The 19,447-nt window shown below is 71.1% G+C and carries 10 protein-coding genes; 5 read left to right on the top strand and 5 right to left on the bottom strand.

Annotated features, from left to right (window positions below; genetic code table 11):
- Positions 1 to 24: 24 nt before the first annotated feature.
- The gene (locus ABD733_RS15255) at positions 25 to 3,894 is read right to left on the bottom strand and encodes an SCO7613 C-terminal domain-containing membrane protein (RefSeq protein ID WP_344797743.1); all 3,870 of its coding nucleotides are present in this window, start codon (positions 3,892 to 3,894) and stop codon (positions 25 to 27) included.
- A gap of 339 nt (positions 3,895 to 4,233) precedes the next feature.
- Here ABD733_RS15255 and ABD733_RS15250 point away from each other — a divergent pair, with 339 nt between their 5' ends.
- The 5 genes from ABD733_RS15250 to ABD733_RS15230 all read left to right on the top strand — a co-directional run bounded on the left by ABD733_RS15250 (position 4,234) and on the right by ABD733_RS15230 (position 14,673).
- The gene (locus tag ABD733_RS15250; protein ID WP_344797742.1) at positions 4,234 to 9,255 is read left to right on the top strand and encodes a GH92 family glycosyl hydrolase; all 5,022 of its coding nucleotides are present in this window, start codon (positions 4,234 to 4,236) and stop codon (positions 9,253 to 9,255) included.
- Positions 9,256 to 9,445: 190 nt separating this feature from the next.
- On the top strand, positions 9,446 to 11,227 hold the full coding sequence (locus tag ABD733_RS15245) for an APC family permease (protein ID WP_344797741.1): 1,782 nt from the start codon (positions 9,446 to 9,448) through the stop codon (positions 11,225 to 11,227).
- Between the two features lie 9 nt (positions 11,228 to 11,236).
- Positions 11,237 to 12,463 (top strand): saccharopine dehydrogenase family protein, encoded by a 1,227-nt coding sequence (locus ABD733_RS15240; RefSeq protein WP_344797740.1) that lies wholly within the window; start codon positions 11,237 to 11,239, stop codon positions 12,461 to 12,463.
- Between the two features lie 33 nt (positions 12,464 to 12,496).
- Entirely contained in the window at positions 12,497 to 12,913 is a 417-nt protein-coding gene (locus tag ABD733_RS15235) for a DUF6314 family protein (RefSeq protein WP_344797739.1), read from the top strand.
- 110 nt (positions 12,914 to 13,023) lie between these two features.
- Positions 13,024 to 14,673 carry an HAD family acid phosphatase gene (locus tag ABD733_RS15230; protein WP_344797738.1) on the top strand — a complete coding sequence of 550 codons (1,650 nt, stop codon included), beginning with the start codon at positions 13,024 to 13,026 and terminating at the stop codon, positions 14,671 to 14,673.
- A gap of 274 nt (positions 14,674 to 14,947) precedes the next feature.
- On the opposite strand, the gene ABD733_RS15225 is transcribed toward ABD733_RS15230, so the two are convergent.
- The 4 genes from ABD733_RS15225 to ABD733_RS15210 all read right to left on the bottom strand — a co-directional run bounded on the left by ABD733_RS15225 (position 14,948) and on the right by ABD733_RS15210 (position 19,366).
- Entirely contained in the window at positions 14,948 to 16,192 is a 1,245-nt protein-coding gene (locus tag ABD733_RS15225; RefSeq protein ID WP_344797737.1) for an ABC transporter permease, read from the bottom strand.
- Entirely contained in the window at positions 16,192 to 17,127 is a 936-nt protein-coding gene (locus ABD733_RS15220; RefSeq protein WP_344797736.1) for an ABC transporter ATP-binding protein, read from the bottom strand. Before ABD733_RS15220 ends, ABD733_RS15225 begins: the two co-directional genes overlap by 1 nt.
- Positions 17,128 to 17,202: 75 nt before the next feature.
- Positions 17,203 to 18,282 carry a LacI family DNA-binding transcriptional regulator gene (locus ABD733_RS15215; RefSeq protein ID WP_344797735.1) on the bottom strand — a complete coding sequence of 360 codons (1,080 nt, stop codon included), beginning with the start codon at positions 18,280 to 18,282 and terminating at the stop codon, positions 17,203 to 17,205.
- A 103-nt stretch (positions 18,283 to 18,385) separates the two neighbouring features.
- Positions 18,386 to 19,366, bottom strand: a complete 981-nt coding sequence (locus ABD733_RS15210; protein ID WP_344797734.1) for a hypothetical protein — start codon at positions 19,364 to 19,366, stop codon at positions 18,386 to 18,388.
- Positions 19,367 to 19,447: the final 81 nt, after the last annotated feature.

The following is a 19,447-nucleotide window of genomic DNA, read 5'->3' as shown; positions in this document are numbered from 1 at the left end:
ACGTCCCGGGTGCGGGTGCGCGCCTCAGCGCAGGGAGGCGAGGGTCCGCGTGACGGCCCGCGCCTGCTGGATCCTGCGCTCGTACGTCGCGGCCACGACGATCAGCAGGACGCCGCCGACGCCCGCCCAGAGCCACCACGGCACCGTCGTCGACAGCGTCTGGAGTCCGGGCCACAGCTGAGCGAGCGCGTGCAGGATCACCACGACGCCGCCGAGCACGGCGGGTGCCTGCAGGTGCAGCCGCACTCCCGCGAGCAGGACGCCGATGGCGACGACGCCCAGCACGACCACGCGGATCACCTGCACGTCGACGTAGTCGGCCAGGAGCGACGGCACGAGACCGAGCAGGAGCCCCGGCCCGAGGGTCGGCCAGGAGCGTCGCCCGTCGTCCTGTCGCAGATCGAGGGCCCCGGTGGCGACGAGGGCCGCCGCGACGGGCACGGTCAGCGCCTCGAACGCGACGTGTCCGGCGGCGCCGAACAGCAGGGCGACGAGCACGAGGAGGGCCGACGCCCCGAGGGCCGAGTGGCGCAGGATGCGCGTGTCCTGTCCCGGGTATCGGGTCGCGGCCGCGACGGACCCGGCCAGCAGCACGGCGGAGGCCGCGATCGGGCGCGCCACCGCGTCCGGCGCCGCCGACACCAGGAACAGCGTCGGCACGGTGACGACGGCGACCGCGGTCAGCGCGGCGACCAGCGGCAGGCTCACGGCCCGGACCTCGAGCCCGCGCCAGAGGACGGCGGCGGCGAGCAGGAGGGCGGCCGAGCCGGCGATCCAGGCATCGGCCGGGCCGAGGGCGTCGAGTCGGACTGCGTCGCCGCCCGCGAGCCCGGACAGGAGCCCGCCGTCGCCGAGAGCCCGGACGACGCCTGTTCCGCCGATGGCAGCCAGGACGGCGACGAGGAGGGGGAGCCGGAGTGCGACACCGCCGCTGACAACCGGCGCCCGCGCGACGAGCGCGGCCGCGAGGCATCCTGCGACGAGGAGGAGCGCGGGTCGGAGTGCGTCGCCACTCCCACCGGCTACGGTGCTCGGCAGGATCGCGACGGCGAGCGCGGCCGAGAACAGCGCTGTGCGCGGATCCGATCCCCGCTCCCCGAGGGCGTCGTGATCGATCGTCTCAGGACGGGCGGCCTGCGCCGGCCGGCGGTCTCGGAGCGCACCGGCCGCGACCACGAGGAGGAGGGTTCCGGCGAGAGGCAGCGTGTACGCCTCGACGAGGGCTGTGGACCGGTCGGCCAGCGACGTCCAGAGCGCGGCGGTCGCGAGGGGGAGCGCGAGCCAGGCGAGGAGGCGGCGCGGTGATCCTGCGGGGTGCGGCGCACGGGGCTCCGCGGCGGTGAGGAGCGCGGAGACCGCGAGCAGGAGGAGCCCCGGCCAGGGGCTCGCCGACGCCGTCGAGACGACGACCAGGACGGCGCAGCCCCCGAGCCCGGTCGCGGTGTCCCAGACGATGCGCAGGCGCGGTGCACGCGACAGCCAGGCGGCCCCGGCGGCGGCCAGCAGGACGACCGCGGCTGCTGCGGCGAGGTCGCCTCGGAGGTCGAGCTTACCGGCGGAGGCGCTCGCAGACACGAGGAGCGCGACCGGGGTCAGGAGGGCCGCGAGCCCCCGCTCGAGCCGACGGCCGGCGACGGGCAGGGCCAGCCACAGCATCCCGAGGGCGCCGAGGGCGGCGAACAAGGCGGGCAGCGCCCACGGCGCGAGGACGACCTCGTCTCCGCCGCCGAAGAGCGGGAGAACGGCGAGCGACGCCACGCCGCCGAGAGTCGCGAGGAGTGCCGTCACAGCGAGGAGCAGCGCCTCCGCCCGGCTCACCGAGCGCAGAGCGGCCTGCGGGAGCGCCACGGGGGCGATCGCCAGGACGACGAGGCCGACGATCCCCGTGAGGATGAGCCCGAGCGAGGCGTCGCGCCCGACGGTCGCCCCGGTGACCCAGGTGGAGAGGCGCACCGACGCCACCAGGACGACGACGAGTGCGGACAGCGACAGCACGGAGCGCGCGGCGTCGCGCACGACCCTCGTCATCGGGAGCAGCCGCAGCGACGAGCGGAGCGCCAGGATCGCGGCTGTCGAGGCTCCCAGCGAGGGGAGCCAGAGCGCGTGGGTGGTGCGCGCCGATGTCACGAGGAGCACGGCGGCGGTGAGCGCGCCGGCTGCAGCCACGACCCGCAGCGGCGCCGGGATCCTCGACCGCGCACGAGCTGCCGCGAGCCCGAGCACGACGACGACCGCCAGAGCGATCGACTCCGGCAGGGGTGCAGGGAGGAGGATCGCCGCGTCGAGCACCGCGAGGGCGATCGCGACACCGAGGAGGAGGGGCGGCATCCTGCGCGCGGATCGCGGCGCCCGGTACGGCCGGTGCCCCAGCATCCGCAGGCCGAGGATCACCAGGAGTGCGGCCCCGGCGAGGGCTTCGGGGGCCCAGGGCGCGAGGCGGTCCTCGAGCCCGCCGAGCCCGGGGCGTGGCCAGGGCGTCGTGGCGCCGCGGGCGAAGGCGGGCGCCGTCAGCCAGACGGCAGCCCGGCGCAGGATCGTCGCGCCCGCGATACAGAGGAGAGGCACGGCCAGCACGCCGGCCGCACCGAGGGTGGTGGCTGCTGCTGTGCGGGCAGCGCGCGCGACCCGGGCCCGGTCGGTCCGTGACGCCGCGGCCAAGAGAAGGCCGACGGCCGCCACGCCCCCGGGCGCGAGGGTGATCGTGTCGAGCGGGTGGGGGAGTCTCCAGCCGACGTCGAGCACGGCCGCGGCCAGGGTGAGGCCGACTCCGATCGACGCGATCCTGCTGTCGCTGCCGTCGTCGGCCAGCGCCAGCCAGGCCCAGAGGGCTGCCGCGACGACGAGGGCGAGGGCTCCGCCGACCACGAGACCGGGGAAGGCGCTGAGTGCGGCGACGACGGAGAGGAGGAGTGCGACGCCGGTTACGGCCCGCGTCCAGACGTTCTCGAACGAGTGGGCGCCGATGTCGCTCGGCGCCGGGAGTGCCGCCTGGAACGGGCGCGGTGCGAACCGGACGAGGAGGCAGACGGCTGCAGTCAGGGCCGCGCCGACGAACACGCTCGTCGCCGATCCGGACGCGGCGGACGGGCCCGCCACCGCTCCCGCGCCGATTCCGAAGGCGGCGAGAGGAAGGAGCACGACGGCCGCGACCCGGTACGCGCGGAGCGACGAGTGCCTCCCGACGAGGAGCAGGGCCGCGACCATCGCCGCGGCGAAGACGCCCGTGAACAGCCACCCCGAGAGGTGGTCGCTGCCGAAGAGCCGCTGCGCTCGAATTAGGAGGCCGTCGAGCGCCAGCAGGGTCACCGCGAGGGCCGCGATCCCCTCGGCGGTGCCGGGCAGGCGGCGGCGGAGCGCGTGCGCCGTCGCGCCGACTCCCGCCACGACCCCGAGCAGCAGGACCGCTCGGACGCTGGCCGACGTGATGAGGAAGGCGATCAGCGCGAAGAAGACCGCGGTGACCGACACGAGGACGATCCCCGTCGCGAGCAGCAGGATCTGCACGGTGCTGCGGCGTCGGGCGGGTGCGGCTGGGGCGGGTGTGGGTGCGGGTGCGGGTGCGGCGACGAGGGGTGCGGCTGCGGGGAAGGAGGCGGGGAAGGGCGCGAGGGCGGCGGCGGGAGCAGCGACCGCCACGGCACGGGCGGCCGCGATCCTGCGTGCCTCGGCCTGCCGGTTCTCGAGTCGGATCTCCGTGATGAGCTCGTGCCGCTCCCGGTCGTCGGCCAGGAGGCGGGCGACGTGCTCGAGGAGCCGCGCGGCCGACGGGGTGTCGAGTCGCAGCGCGCAGTTCCGACAGGTGACGCCGGCCAGCTCGCTGAAGCAGGCGGGGCAGAGCGTCGTGTCGGCGAGTGCCTCGGCGCTCGGCGGCCAGAGCGTGGCGTCGGTGTCCATGGGTCCTCCGGGTGGATCCGTGCCCGGCGACGGCCGGGTGTGGCGTCACACTAGTGCCGCGGAAGCCGTCGATTCCCGCCCCAGAGCGGGCGAGGGCACAAGTGCCCCGGGGGCACTTCTGCCCCTGTTGGGCGCCGGTCGAGACGCAGCAGAGGGTTGACCTCACCCCCGAGAGGGGGTAGACAGGACTCTGCATGACAACGCTGTCATAACCGGACGCCGCCCGTCATGCCTGAAGATCACACAGGAGAAGCGACGACGATGTCAGCAGCACGCAGGGGTACACGCAGCGACGGGGCGACGAGGGTGTGGGGCATCCTGCGCCGAGGAGCGGTCTTCGTGACCGCAGCAGCCCTCATGACCACGGGAGGCGCCCTGTCGGCGACGGCCGCGAGCGCGCCACCGGCGGCCTCGAGATCCGGAGGGACGGCCGACTTCCACACCTCGTTCGAGGCGAGAGACGCCCAGCCCCTCACCAGCACCCCGCTGAGCGACCCGGTCAACGTCGTCGGCCGGGCCGCGTTCCCCGTGGGCAGCCTCCTCGGGCACGTCACCGCGGTCGACGCGTCCGCCGAGAACGCCCCCGGCGAGGTCGCCGCGAACCTGGCCGACAACAACCCGGCTTCGAAGTGGCTGGCCTTCTCGTCGACGGCCACCATCACCTACACGCTCGACAGCGCGCAGACCCTCGCGAAGTACTCGCTCGTGTCGGGCAACGACTCGCCCGGACGCGATCCTGCGAACTTCACCGTCGCAGGATCGAGCGACGGCGGCGCCACCTGGACGACCCTCGACACGCAGACGGCCCAGACGTTCGCCGGCCGAGGCGCGACCGACGCGTACACGGTGCAGAAGCCGGCCGCGTACTCGGAGTACCGGCTCGACATCACGAAGAACGCCGGAGACGGCATCACGCAGCTCGCCGACTGGAACCTCTCGGACGGCACGACCGCTGCACCCCCGGCGAGCCCGATGGCGACCGTCGTCGCCGGCGGCCCGGCAGCCGGCCCGAACATGAAGAAGGGCCAGGGCTTCACCGGTCTGAAGTCGCTCCGCTACGCGGGTCAGCACACAGCCGACGGCGCAGCCAGCGCGACCAACGTGCTCTACGACGACCTGAGCCTGAAGGTGGGCAAGCGGACGCAGCTGAGCTACAAGATCTTCCCCGAGCTCGGCGGAGACCTGCAGTACCCGGCCACCTACGCGGCCGTCGACCTGCAGCTCAGCGACGGCAGCCTCGCCAGCGCGAGCGGCTACGCCCTCGTCGACGGGCACGGCGACGCCATCGCCGCGAAGGCGCAGGGGGCCTCGAAGATCCTCTACGCCGACCAGTGGAACTCGGTGCGGATCGACCTCGGCGCCCTCCGTGGCAAGATCGTCACCAAGGTGCTGTTCACCTACGACAACCCGGGCGGCAAGGCGGCGACGAGCTTCCAGGGCTACCTCGACGACATCGCGGTGGCGGACGCTCCGGTCGCGGCGACCAAGGAAGGCCTGGTCGACCATGTCGACACCCGCCGCGGCACCAACTCGTCCGGCAGCTTCTCGCGCGGCAACAACATCCCCGCCGCCGCGATGCCGAACGGCTTCAACTTCTGGACGCCGATGACCGACGCGTCGTCCCAGTCGTGGCTCTACAACTACTCCACGACCAACGACGCTTCCAACCTGCCGACTCTGCAGGGCATCGGAGTCTCGCACGAGCCGAGCCCGTGGATGGGCGACCGCAACCAGCTCGCGATCCTGCCCGCCTCGCCCGGCGCTGACGGCGCCGCACCCGACGCGACCCTGTCGAAGCGCGCCCTCGAGTTCAGCCACGACGACGAGACGGCCCGGCCCGACCTCTACTCGGTGCGCTTCACCGACGGCATGAAGGCGGAGGTCGCGCCGACCGACCACGCCGCCGTGATGCGGTTCACCTTCAGGGGAGACGAGGGCAGCGTCCTCGTCGACCAGGTGGCCGGCACGTCCGGCCTCACCGTCGCCGCCGACGGCACGGTCTCGGGCTGGGTCGACGGCGGCTCGGGTCTCTCGACCGGCGCCAGCCGGATGTTCGTGTCCGGACGATTCGACGCGAAGCCCGTCAGCACCGGTGCTGCCGCCGGCGACCGCACCGCGGCCCGCTACGCGACCTTCGACACGTCGTCCGACAGGACGGTCGAGCTCCGCCTCGCGACCAGCTTCATCTCCGCCGACCAGGCGACGAGGAACCTCGGCCAGGAGGTCACCGGCAGGTCGTTCTCCGCGGTCCGGAAGGCCGCCGCGGCAGCCTGGAACGCGCGCCTCGCCGTGATCCGGCTGAAGGGCGCGACCGCCGACCAGCTCGCCACGACCTACGGCAGCCTCTACCGCCTGAACATGTACCCGAACTCGCAGTTCGAGAACACCGGCACCACCTCGAAGCCCGTCTACCAGTACGCCAGCCCCGTCGCACCGCAGGTCGGCGCCGCCACGGCGACGACCACGAACGCGCAGGTGAAGCCCGGGAAGGTCTACGTCAACAACGGGTTCTGGGACACCTACCGCACCGCGTGGCCCGCCTACTCGATGCTCTACCCGAAGCTCGCGGGCCAGCTGATGGACGGCTTCGTCCAGCAGTACAAGGACGCCGGCTGGATCGCCAGGTGGTCGAGCCCCGGCTACGCCGACCTGATGACCGGCACCTCCTCCGACGTCGCCTTCGCCGACGCCTACATCAAGGGGGTCGACACGAAGGACGCCCTCTCGGCCTACGACGCCGCCCTGAAGAACGCGACCGTGCTGCCGTCCAGCTCGGGCGTCGGCCGGAAGGGGCTGAACACCAGCATCTTCCTCGGCTACACCGCCGACACCACCGGCGAGAGCGTCTCCTGGGCTCTCGAGGGCTACGTCAACGACTACGGCATCGGCCGGATGGCAGCGAAGCTGGCGCAGGATCCCGCGGTCCCGTCTGCGCGCAAGCCCCAGCTGCGCGAGGAGTCGACCTACTTCCTCGCCCAGGCGAAGCAGTACGTCGAGCTGTTCGACCCGTCCATCGGCTTCTTCCAGGCGAAGGACCAGGACGGCGCGTTCCAGCAGTCGAAGGCCGACTACGACCCCGAGTCGTGGGGCGGCGCGTACACCGAGACCGACGGCTGGAACTTCGCCTTCCACGCCCCGTTCGACGTGGCCGGGCTGGCCTCGCTCTACGGCGGCTCGGACGGCCTCGTGAAGAAGCTCGACCAGTTCTTCGCGACGCCGGAAGACGCCGACAAGCCCGGCGGCTACGGCGGGACGATCCACGAGATGCTCGAGGCGCGCGACGTGCGGATGGGCCAGCTCGGCATGAGCAACCAGCCCTCGCACCACATCCCGTACCTCTACGCAGCGGCCGGCGCCCCGTCGAAGACGCAGGCGGCCGTCCGCGAGATCACGCGCCGCCTGTTCGTCGGCAGCGACATCGGCCAGGGCTACCCGGGCGACGAGGACAACGGCGAGATGTCGTCCTGGTTCCTCTTCTCCTCGCTCGGCTTCTACCCGCTCGCCATGGCGTCCGACACCTACACGATCGGCTCACCGCTGTTCACCCACGCCGTCGTCTCGCCGATCGGCGGTCACCGTCTGACGATCGACGCGCCCGAGAACAGCGCGAAGAACATCTACGTGGCGGGTGCTCGGCTGAACGGCAAGAAGCTCACGACGACCACGCTCGACGCGCAGGCGGTCCGGGCGGGCGGCACGCTGACCTTCGACATGACGTCGAAGCCGACCAGCTGGGGCGCCGTCGCGCCGAAGCCGGTCACGACTCCGGTGCCGCTCGTCGACGTGACGAAGGCGGGGAACGCGACGGCCTCGTCGAGCGACGACACCGACATCGCGGCCCTCACCGACGACGACTCGACCACCGCGGTCACGTTCGCCAGTGCTGATCCTGCGATCACCGTGCAGTCGGAGGCCGGACCGGCCACCGTCACGTCGTACACCCTGACGAACGGTGCGAAGGGCTCCTCGCCCTCCGCCTGGAAGCTCCAGGGGTCGTCGGACGGCACCCGCTGGGTCACGGTCGACAGCCGCACCGGGCAGACCTGGCCCTGGCGGACGCAGACGCGTCCGTTCGAGATCGCGCACCCCTCGGCGTACACGCACTACCGGCTCTCGCTCACCAGGACGACCGACGGCGGGCTCCCGACGCTGTCGGAGGTCGAGCTCCTGAGCGACCCGACGGCGAAGCAGACCGGCTTCACGCTCACGCCCCGCTCGTCGCTGAAGGGCTCCGTCGGCACCGAGGTCACCGCCCCGGTCGCGACGGTGTCCGGCAAGACGGCGTCCACCTCGACGGCGACGGTCGACTTCCAGGACGGCCGGGGCCCCCAGGCGGCGACGCTGACCCGGAACGCGCTCGGCAGCTACGACATCTCCGCGAAGCACACGTTCGCGGCGGCCGGCAGCTTCACGGTCGTCGTCACCGTCTCGGACGGGCGCAGGATGGCGTCCACCACGGCGACCTACGCCGTCTCGCGGACGGCGCCCTCGCTCACCAGCGCCTACGACAGCGTCTGCCTGGCCACGGACGGCCACGGCGGGAGCTGCGACGGCGAGGGCAACGCCTTCTCCGCGTCGTCGCTGGCCGCCGACGGGTTCGTCGCCGGGACGACGATGAAGGTGCCGGGCACGGCGCTGTCGTTCGACCTGCCGACCGTCGCCGCGGGGAAGCCCGACAACGCCACCGGAGCGGGGCAGGTCATCCCGCTCGACCTCGGCGACGACGTCACGCAGCTGTCGGTCGTCGGCACGGCGAACGAGAAGCCGCAGGACACGGTGGGCACGCTCACCTACTCCGACGGCTCGACGAGCGCGCTGCCGATCCAGTTCGGCGACTGGACCGGAGCCGCGGCGAACCCGTCCTTCGGCAACATCGTGGTCGCGAGGTCGAGCGGCCGCTACGACGGCGGCTCGCTCGGCGACAGCACGGTGGCGGCGATCTACTCGACGGCACCGGTCACGCTGCCGACGGGCAAGAAGCCGGTGTCGCTCACGCTGCCGGTGCAGACCGGGTCGATCACCTCGACCGGCAGGATCCACGTGTTCGCCGTGGCCACGGACGGCACCCGCGTGTCCGTCCCGGCGCTCGCCGTGACTCCCGCCGCCGACCTGACGCTCCGCCCCCGGGCCGCGTTCCTCGGGTCGGTCGGCACCGTCGCCGGGGGTCGCCCGGGCACCGACGGCTACACCGCCACCGTGAACTGGGGCGACGGCTCGGCGACCACCACCGCGACCGTCTCCTCCTCCGGCGCGTTCTCGGCGGGCCACGCGTATTCCGCGCGCGGCACGTACCGGGTCACGGTCACGGCGGACGACGGCTCCGGCAGCTCGGCCGCGACGCTGGCCGCCACCGTCCGGTAGCGGACACGACCGCGGGAGTCGCTCCCGACCGCCTCCGGAGGTGGTCGGGAGCGACCTCTGTGGTCGGGAGCCGGCCCTGACAGAACGGCACGCCTCCGCGCCGCACAGGACGAGACGGCATTGACGGGTGGCGGCGGGTTCCGGTTCTCTTGGGCAACCCGCGATCCTGCACCCCCTGATGGAGGCCCGAATGACTGCAACCCAACCGTCGACCAGCACGCAGCCCGTCGACACCAAGGGTCTGAAGGGAGGGTCGCTCGGACTGATCTCGAGCGTCGTGGTCGGTGTCGCCTCCACGGCTCCCGCCTACAGCCTGGCGGCGAGCCTCGGGTTCATCGTGGTGGGCGGCGCGACGATCGCGGGGGTCAGGGCTCCGGGCATCATCCTGCTGGCGTTCATCCCCATGTACCTGATCGCCGTCGCGTACCAGGAGCTCAACAAGGCGGAGGCCGACTGCGGCACCACCTTCACCTGGGCGGCCCGCGCCTTCGGCCCGAAGACCGGCTGGATGGGCGGCTGGGGCATCATCGCCGCCGACGTGATCGTCATGGCGAACCTGGCCTCGATCGCAGGATCGTACTCGTTCACCTTCATCGGGTCGTTCGGGCTCCCGCAGGTCGCGGCCCTGTCGTCGAACCCCGTGTGGACCACCGCTGCGGGCCTCGCGTGGATCGTCATCATGACGTACATCTGCTACCGCGGCATCGAGATCTCGGCGCGGATGCAGTACTTCCTGCTGGCGTTCGAGGTCGTCATCCTGATCTTCTTCGCCGTCTTCGCGCTCGTGCGCGTGTACTCGGGCAACGCCGAGTCGTACTCGATCCTGCCGTCGCTGTCGTGGCTGAACCCGTTCCCGCTCGGCTTCCAGACCATCGCCCCGGCCATGCTGACCGCCATCTTCATCTACTGGGGCTGGGACACCGCCGTCTCCATCAACGAGGAGACGAAGGACCCGGAGAAGACGCCGGGCCGCGCCGCGATCCTGTCGACCGTGCTGCTGCTGGTCACCTACGTGCTGGTCGCCGTCGCCACGATCGCCTTCGCGGGCGTCGGAGAGAAGGGCATCGGCCTCTCGAACCTGAACAACGCCGACGACGTCTTCTCGGCGGTCGGCCCGACGCTGTTCGGCGGGGGAGTCGTCGGCTCGATCCTGATGGCCCTGCTCGGCTTCTCGATCCTGACGTCGGCCTCGGCGTCGACGCAGACCACGATCCTGCCGACCGCCCGCACCTCGCTGTCGATGGCCGTGTACAAGGCGCTGCCCGAGCAGTTCGCCCGCATCCACCCGAAGTACCTCACCCCGACCTGGTCGACCGTGGGCATGGGCATCATCTCGTGCGCGTTCTACCTCGTCTTCACGCTCATCAGCGTCGACCTGCTGAACGCCCTCATCGGCTCCATCGGCCTCATGATCGCGTTCTACTACGGCATGACCGGCTTCGCCTGCGTCTGGTACTACCGCAAGACGCTGTTCCAGTCGGCGCGCAGCATCATCATGCGCGGCGTCTTCCCGCTGGTGGGCGGCATCATGCTGCTGTCGGTCTTCGTCTACGGCGTCTACGCCTTTGCCGCGCCCGACTGGCTGACCGACGCGAACGACAAGAACGTGACGATCTTCGGGATCGGCGCCGAAGCCGTCGTCGGCGTCGGAGGCCTCCTGCTCGGGGCCGTGCTGATGGTCGTCTGGCGCGTCATCAAGCCCGACTTCTTCCTCGGCAAGACCCTCACGAAGCGCCAGGACGACTACGTCCTCGCCCCCGGCGACGGAGTCATGGCGAACTTCGGTCTGCCCGACTCGGGCAACTTCCCGACCATGGTCTCGCCCGACCTCTCGAACCTCCCCACCGGCGCCGTCGCGATCAACGCGGAGACGGGTCGGCGAGTGCGCGGCGACCGCCACACCGGCCCCGCCGCCGACACCCGCGAGACGTCCACACCCGCCTCCCCGTCCGACCTCGACGAAAGCAAGTAGCCGCTCCTCATGAAGATCCTCATCATCGGCGCCGGCGGCGTCGGCTCCGCAGCCGTGCGCATCGCCGTCCGCCGCGACTTCTTCGACACCCTCGTCGTCGCCGACTACGACCCCGCGCGCCCCACGGCCCTCGTCGCCGAGGTGGGCGACCCGCGGCTCGTCGCCGCCCGGGTCGACGCCTCCGACTCCTCGTCCGTCGCGGCGCTCATCTCGGAGCACGGGGTCACCCACGTGCTCAACGCCGTCGACCCGCGCTTCGTCATGCCGATCTTCGAAGGGTGCTTCGAGGCGGGCGCCACCTACCTCGACATGGCGATGAGTCTCAGCCACCCGCACCCGACGTCGCCGCACGAGCTGCCCGGAGTCAAACTCGGCGACGAGCAGTTCGCCGCCGCCTCCGAGTGGGAGGCGAGAGGCCGGCTCGCGGTCGTCGGCATCGGCGTCGAGCCGGGCCTGTCCGACGTCTTCGCCCGCTACGCCGAGGACGAGCTGTTCAGCGAGATCGACGAGCTCGGCGTCCGCGACGGCGCGAACCTCGTCGTCGAGGGCTACGACTTCGCCCCGTCGTTCTCCATCTGGACCACCATCGAGGAGTGCCTCAATCCGCCGGTGATCTTCGAGGAGGGCAAGGGCTGGTACACGACGCCGCCGTTCTCCGAGCCCGAGGTGTTCGACTTCCCCGAGGGCATCGGCCCGGTCGAGTGCGTCAACGTCGAGCACGAGGAGGTGCTCCTCATGCCGCGCTGGACCAAGGCCAAGCGCGTCACCTTCAAGTACGGCCTCGGCAACGAGTTCATCGAGGTGCTGAAGACGCTGCACATGCTCGGGCTCGACTCCACGAAGCCTCTGGACGTCAAGGGCGTGAAGGTGTCGCCGCGCGACGTCGTGGCCGCGGCGCTCCCCGATCCTGCGACGCTCGGCGACCGGATGAGCGGCAAGACCTGCGCCGGCGTCTGGGTGCGCGGCACCGGCAAAGACGGCCAGCCTCGCTCGACGTACCTCTACCACGTCGCCGACAACGAGCAGACGATGGCCGAGTACTCCTCCCAGGCCGTCGTCTGGCAGACCGCCATCAACCCGGTCATCGCGCTGGAGCTCCTGGCGAACGGCACCTGGACGGGCACCGGCGTGCTCGGCCCGGAGGCGTTCGACGCGAAGCCGTTCCTCGAGCTCCTCGCCGCCGACGCGCCCGCCGGATACGGGTCGCCGTGGGGCATGGAGGAGAAGCCGCTGTAGGGGCCGCTCGGTTCGGGAGGGCAGGATGGGGGCGTGCCCGACGCCCTGTTCCTGCCTCCCGACCTCGTCGGGCGCTGGGCGTTCGAGCGGATCGTCGACGACCGCCGCGCAGGATCACGCCTCACCGCGACGGGGTCGGCCGTGTTCAGCCGCACGGGCGAGGCGGCCATCGCCTGGTCGGAGCAGGGCGTGCTCCGGCTGCCCGACGGCGAGGTGCCGGTCGAGGCCCACCGCGTCCTGAGGCTCGATGACGCCCGGTCGTGGACGGTCGACTTCGCGGACGGCCGCGGCTTCCACCCCTGGGCCGTCGGGGCGCCGCTCGTGCACGACTGCGCGCCGGACGTGTACCGGGGGCGGCTCGATCCTGCGCCCTCGGGGTGGACGATGCGCTGGGAGGCGGCGGGCCCGGCGAAGGACTACGTGATCGAGACGACCTACCGGCGCGTGTGACGACCACGTAAACCTTTGGAGAGGCTCGCGCCCGGCACGGAACTCACTGGGTACTCTGCTGGGAGACCCCTCAGAAGGGGGTAGACGACCTCTCCACAGACGGGTGAACCATGAGAATCCGAAAGTCGACGACGACGATCGCCGCAGCCCTGGCACTGACCCTGGGGGCGACCCTGTTCGGTGCGTCCTCCGCGCAGGCGGCCAGCCCGGTCAACCCCGGGCGCGGCAGCAACGGGCAGCTGCTCCAGCCCCGGACGCAGTTCACGATGGCCCCCGACGGCTCGAGCGGTGCCACCCAGGGCGGCGAGGGCATCCCCAACATCGACAGCGTCAAGAAGACGATCGCCACCTACTACGGCGACCCCGGGACCGGCATCGCGTCGAAGACGTCGTCGCCGTACATCAGCGAGATGACGCGCATCGTCGCGCAGCAGTCGCGGTCGCTGACCTCGATCTACCGCACCGCGATCAACCAGCACAAGAAGCCGGCCATCGTGTTCGACGCCGACGACACCACCCTCATGACGTACGACATGGAGGTGGCCGACATGCACTTCACCTTCGATCCGGCCGAGCAGGACGTCTGGGTGCAAGACCAGCGCTTCCCGGCCACACCCGCCATCGTGTCGCTGGTCGCCCAGGCTAAGGCCATGGGATTCACGATCTTCGGACTCACCGGGCGCAACGACGACCAGAAGGCCGCCACCCTCGGCAACCTCCGGAAGGTCGGCTACGGCGACGCCTTCACGGCCGACCGCTTCTACACGAAGTGGACCGGCAAGGGAGCCTCGCAGCAGCCGTCCTACGTGACGTGCGCCGCCGCATCCTGCACGACCGTCGAGTACAAGGCGCTCACCCGCAAGCACATCGAGAGCCTCGGGTACGACATCACGCTGAACGTGGGCGACCAGTGGTCCGACCTGCAGGGCGGCTACGCCGACCGCATCCTGAAGCTGCCTAACCCGACGTACTACCTGCCGTCGGCCGACCTCCCCGGCGTCTCCGAGCCGCGCCTCGCGCCGCGCACGCACTTCATCATGAAGGCGGACGGATCCTCGGGCGCGACCCAGTCGGGTGAGGGCATCCCCAACATCGACAGCGTCAAGAAGACGATCGCCACCTACTACGGCGACCCCGGCACCGGCATCGCGTCGAAGACCTCCTCGCCGTACATCTCCGAGATGAAGTCGATCGTCTCGAAGGAGGCCTACCGCGTGGCCGGCGAGTGCTACGTCGCCTCGAAGCGGCACCAGAACCCCGCCATCGTGATCGACGCCGACGACACCACCCTCTGGACCTACGACATGGAGGTGGCCGACATGCACTTCACGTTCGACCCCGCCGAGCAGGACGTCTGGGTCCAGGACGAGCGGTTCCCCGCCACGCCCTCGATGACCACCCTGGCCGCCGTCGCGCAGAAGGCCGGCTGCACGCTCATCGGGCTCACCGGGCGGAACGACGACCAGAAGGCCGCGACGCTCGGCAACCTCGCCAAGGTCGGCTACACCGGGTTCACACCGGCGAACTACTACACGAAGTGGACCGGCGTCGGCGCCTCGCAGAAGCCGTCGTACGTGACCTGCGCCACGGCGAAGTGCACCACGATCGAGTACAAGTCGCAGACCCGGGCGCACGTCGAGTCCGCCGCCGGCGGTCACTACGACATCGTGGCGAACTACGGCGACCAGTTCAGCGACCTGATCGGCGGCCACGCCGGCCGGGCCGTGAAGCTGCCGAACCCGACGTACTACCTGCCGTAGGCGGCGCTGGCGCGCTGCTGCGTCGGCAATTCAGGATGCAAGCACGCCGGGCCGCGGCGCGGAGGCGCTTCGCGCCCCGCGCCGCGGCCTGCATCCTGAGTTGCCGACGCTTGGGCTGTGCCCGGCGCGCTGCCCGCCGCTACCTCGGCCGCGCGCTGCTGCGTCGGTAATTCAGGATGCAAGCACCGCGGGCGGCGGCGCGAGGCGCTGCGCGCCCCGCGCCACGGCCTCCATCCTGAATTGCCGACGCGCGACGGAGCGCAGCCCCGCAGACCTACGCCGCCCGCGACGCCTCGCGCCGCCGCGACGGCAGCGCGGCGCTCAGCGACACCTTCTTCGAGTACTCGATCGACCCGAACCGGAACAGCCGCACCGCCACCCGCAGCACCACGAATCCGAGCACGAACTGCTCCACGATCACGCCGATCGCCTCGCCCGGCGACAGCGACGAGAACCCGTTCCGCAGCAGCGCGGTCACGGGCGCCGAGTACGGGAACCACGTGAACACCTGCACGATGAGCGAGTGCGGGTCGGACACGATCAGCGTCACCGCGTAGAACGGCACGAAGATCAGCGCCATCATGACGCCGAAGATCTGCCCGGCCTCTTTCGCGGTCGGCATGATCGCTCCGACGGCGACGAGCGTGCCGGTGAACAGGGTGAAGCCGCCGATCAGCAGCAGCGCTCCGACGATCATCTGCCACGGGTCGACGTGCAGGTTCGCGAGGTCGAGCTCCGGCAGGTTCAGCGACGTCCTGAAGAAGAGGTAGCCGACCACCACCGGCAGCGCGAACACGAGCATCTGCACGATCCCCACGATGAACAGCGACACCACCTTCCCGACGATCAGCGTCGTCGGGTTCAGCGTCGTCAGGATCATCTCGGTGACCCGGTTCTCCTTCTCCTCCAGTGTCGAGGTCAGCATCTGATTGCCGAGCAGCAGGATCACGACGTAGAAGATCGCCAGGAACAGCAGCGGCGGGATCACGCTCCCGATCCCGCCCGCGACGTTCCCCGAGCCGTCGTAGGCCACGGCCGTGACGGGCACGTCGCCGCGCACGAGCGTCGACAGCCGCGCGTCGCCCACCTTGGCCTCGGCGCTCGAGGTCAGGAGCTGTGTCGCGACCGACGAGTACTTGCCGTTGTCGAAGATCCCGGTGTCGACGCCGTAGACCCTGGTCTGCTCCTTGGCCGGGTTCGCGGGGTAGGCGAAGTAGGCGTCGAGGCTCCCGCGCTTCACTGCGGCGATCGCGGCAGACCCCGAGCTCGCCTTCGTCCCTCCGGCGGCCTTCACGATGGCGGGGTCGATGACTCCCGACGCGTCGGTGTACGAGAAGGTGAACTTCTGGTCCTTCTGCGACTGCACGGTCGAGTCGGTCGACGAGTTCGCGACCACGATCAACGCGACGACGATCCCGATGATGACCGGCACGATCAGGGTCGCGATCCAGAACCGCCGCTTGGTCAGGGTGCGGGTCACCTCGAACGAGATGACGGTGCCGAGGTTGTACCGGGCCATCAGGCGGCCTCCCCTTCGATCGCCGCGTTCTCGTCGCCGTACACCCGCAGGAAGATCTCGTCGAGGCTCAGCTTGCTCGTCTCGAACCCGCGCACCTGCACCCCGCTCTCGACGAGATCGCGCAGGATCACGGCCTCGTCGACCGCCTCGACGACGTCCAGCTCGGCGTAGTTCCGCTCGCGCGTTGTCACCCGGTAGTGCGGCGAGTCGGGTACCTCACCCGAGTACCGCAGGCGGATCGTGGTCCCGCCGAACTGGTCCTGGACCTCGGGAATCGTCCCGTACGCCTCCGACCGCCCGTTCTTGAGCAGGATCACGCGGTCGCAGAGCCGCTCGACCTCCTCCATCTGGTGCGTGACCATCAGCACGGTCGCGCCGGCCCGCTTCTGCTCCTCGATGATGTCCATCAGCAGGCGGCGGTTGACGGGGTCGAAGCCCTTGGTGGGCTCGTCGAGGATGAGGAGCTCGGGCTGGTTCATGATCGTGACGCCGAGCTGCACCTTCTGCTGCTGCCCGCCGGAGAGCTTGTCGAGTCGCACGGCGGCCTTCTCGGCGAGGGAGACGCGCTCGAGGTAGGCGAGCGACCAGGCCCGAGCATCCTGCTTTCCGAGCCCCTTGAGGCGGCCGAAGTAGGTCATCACGTCGATGACGGACTCCTTCTTGTAGAGGCCGCGCTCCTCGGGCAGGTAGCCGAGGCGGCTGCCGCGCTCCGGGCTGAACGGCCGACCGTCGATGTGCAGGATGCCCGCGGTCGGCTCGTAGATGCCGAGGAGCGCCCGGATCGTGGTGGTCTTGCCCGATCCGTTCGAGCCGAGGAACCCGAAGGTCTCGCCCGCGCGGATCTCGAACGAGAGGTCGTGGATGACGGTCGTCCGCCCGAAGTCCATGCGGAAGTCCTGGATGCGGACGATTGGTTCGGTCTGCCGGTGATCCATGGCCCCGACCCTACTAGCGGCCCGATGCCGCCCAGAAGGCCCGTGGGCACAAGTGCCCTATGCGCCTGACACTGCTCATGATGCGGTCGCTGTCGCCCGCGGACCCTGCCGCCAGTCGACCCCGGGTGCGGCCTCGCCCGACCCGCGCTCGACGAGACGCACCGGCAGGATCACGCCCTCGCCGCTCGGCTGCCGGTTCTCGAGTGTCTCGAGTGCCAGCCGTGCCGCACGCGCGCCCATCTCGACGGGGTCGTGCGAGACGACGGTCACGCCGAGGACGTCCGCCAGGTCGAAGTCGTCGAACCCGACGAGGGCGGGAGCCGACGGGAGCTCGCGGAAGGCGGTCAACGCTCCGATGGTGACGCGGTTGTTGCTGGTGAACAGGGCGGTCGGCGGATCGGGGAGGGCGAGGAGCTCGAGGGCGGCTCCGCGGGCTCCGGCGGCGTCGTGGAGGTCTTCGCGGACGAGTTCCCGCGGATCCTGCGCTCCCGCTCCCCGGGCCGTGTCTGCTTGCTCGGCGGCTCCCGCCAGCGCGTCGAGGTAGCCGTCGAGGCGCTGCAGGTGCGTGGGCAGGCGCGAGAAGTCGCCGATGAAGCCGATGCGGCGGTGGCCGGCCGCGAGGAGGTGCTCGGTCGCCAGACGGGCGCCCGCGCGGTTGTCGAGGACGACGCTGTCGGCCGTGAGGCCCGCGGCCGGGCGGTCGACGAAGACCACGGGGATCCCGCGATCCTGCGCCCTCGCGAGGGACTCGTTCGACTCCTGCGTCGTCACGACGATCAGCGCGCGGACCTGCCGGGCCACCATCTCGTCGACCAGCAGGCGCTCGCGCTCGCCGTTCTCGTCGGTGGACGACACGACGAGCTGCAGGCCCTCGGAACGGAGCTCCCGCTCGACCCCCTTCGCGAGTGACGAGTAGAACGGGTTGGCCAGGTCGCCGGTCACGAGGCCGATGAAGCTGGAGCGGATGCCGCGCTTCAGGAGCGACGCCATGCTGTTGAGTTGGAATCCGAGGTCGAGGGCGGCCTGAGCGACGCGCTGGCGCGTGGCCTCGGCGACGTGCGGCTCCCCGTTGACGGCGCGCGAGGCGGTCTTCAGGCTCACCCCGGCACGCTCGGCCACGTCGAGGAGCGTGGCAGGGCTCTTCGGGCTCGTCACGTCGGTCGCTCCTCGGCTGTCGGGACCGTCAGTATGGCAGGGCGGCCGGTGCTCGATGCTGGTGCTCGGCGCTGCTGCGTGCCGCTGCTGCGCGCCGCGACGCTCAGCGCGGCGTGATCGTCAGGCGGTTGTCGGAGCCGATCGTGACGAGGTACTCGACGTCGAACGGCACGGCCTGGTCGATCGTGTAGGTGTGCCCGTCGTACAGCGACTGCGCGCCGACCCTCAGGTGCGCCCTGCCGCCGGCGTCGGCGACCAGCCAGACGCCGGAGGTGGCCGTGGGGCGGAGCGCGACGGCCGGGTAGGTGGTCATCGTCCAGGTCGGCTCGCCTGTGAGTCGATCGTCGACCTGCTGGCCGAAGGGGCAGCCGGACGGCAGCAGGACCCGCTGTGGAAGACAGGTCGTGCGGAGGTAGCGCGTCACGTCGGTGCGGACCTTGCTGACGAAGCTCGCCTTCGGCTCGACGTCGACGGTGGCCTTCGAGACGGAACCCGGCGAGGCCGCGACGGACGTCACGGCCCGCGCCGTGAGGTAGGTCGTGTCGTGGGCGAGCTCGAAGACCGCGGGCGCGAGGACGGTGTAGCGGGCCGCGAGATCGGCGCCCTTCGCGCGGATGTCGACGCCGTTGGCCGTGAACCGGGGGTCGTGCGACGGGGTGATCTCGATGGAGGCCGTCGGCGGCGTCTGGAACGACCAGCTGCTGAACAGGCCCCCGAACACGCCGTCGCGGGTGACTGCGAACGAGGCCCGGCGCTGAATGCCGTCGGCGGTGAAGGTGGCGGCGACGACGCGGCCGCCTCGGGCCGTGGGCAGGTCGGACGCGATGCGCACGTCGTCGATCCTGCCCTCCTCCGACACGGTCAGCAGGACGTCGTCGGGGCCGGGGGTGACGCCGGCGAACGCGAGCGCGCTCGTGGTGTCGCCCCGGTCGAGGGCGTCGAGATAGCCGCGGACGAAGCCGGGGGCGCTGTAGACGGTGGCATTCAGGATCGCGACGGTCACGAAGAATCCGGCGATCACGACGGCGGCGAGGCCGGCCCAGATCAGGGCGGCCCGCGTCGTGTTCTCCACAGGCGCTGCCACCCTCCCATCCTAGGGATCGGCGCCGCCGCTCGAGGGCCACGGCCCGGACGCCCGGTAGATTGGAGGCATCGAGTCGTCGTG

This window comes from Frondihabitans peucedani (genome assembly GCF_039537585.1).
In the GTDB taxonomy this organism is placed as follows: domain Bacteria; phylum Actinomycetota; class Actinomycetes; order Actinomycetales; family Microbacteriaceae; genus Frondihabitans; species Frondihabitans peucedani.
Note: the sequence above shows the minus strand (reverse complement) of the source record. Positions and strands in the feature narration are given on the sequence as shown.

Coding starts and splice junctions, on each gene's coding strand:
- ABD733_RS15255 (WP_344797743.1), bottom strand. CDS start 3,894: ATGGACACCGACGCCACGCTCTGGCCGCCGAGCGCCGAGGCACTCGCC.
- ABD733_RS15245 (WP_344797741.1), top strand. CDS start 9,446: ATGACTGCAACCCAACCGTCGACCAGCACGCAGCCCGTCGACACCAAG.
- ABD733_RS15240 (WP_344797740.1), top strand. CDS start 11,237: ATGAAGATCCTCATCATCGGCGCCGGCGGCGTCGGCTCCGCAGCCGTG.
- ABD733_RS15230 (WP_344797738.1), top strand. CDS start 13,024: ATGAGAATCCGAAAGTCGACGACGACGATCGCCGCAGCCCTGGCACTG.
- ABD733_RS15225 (WP_344797737.1), bottom strand. CDS start 16,192: ATGGCCCGGTACAACCTCGGCACCGTCATCTCGTTCGAGGTGACCCGC.
- ABD733_RS15220 (WP_344797736.1), bottom strand. CDS start 17,127: ATGGATCACCGGCAGACCGAACCAATCGTCCGCATCCAGGACTTCCGC.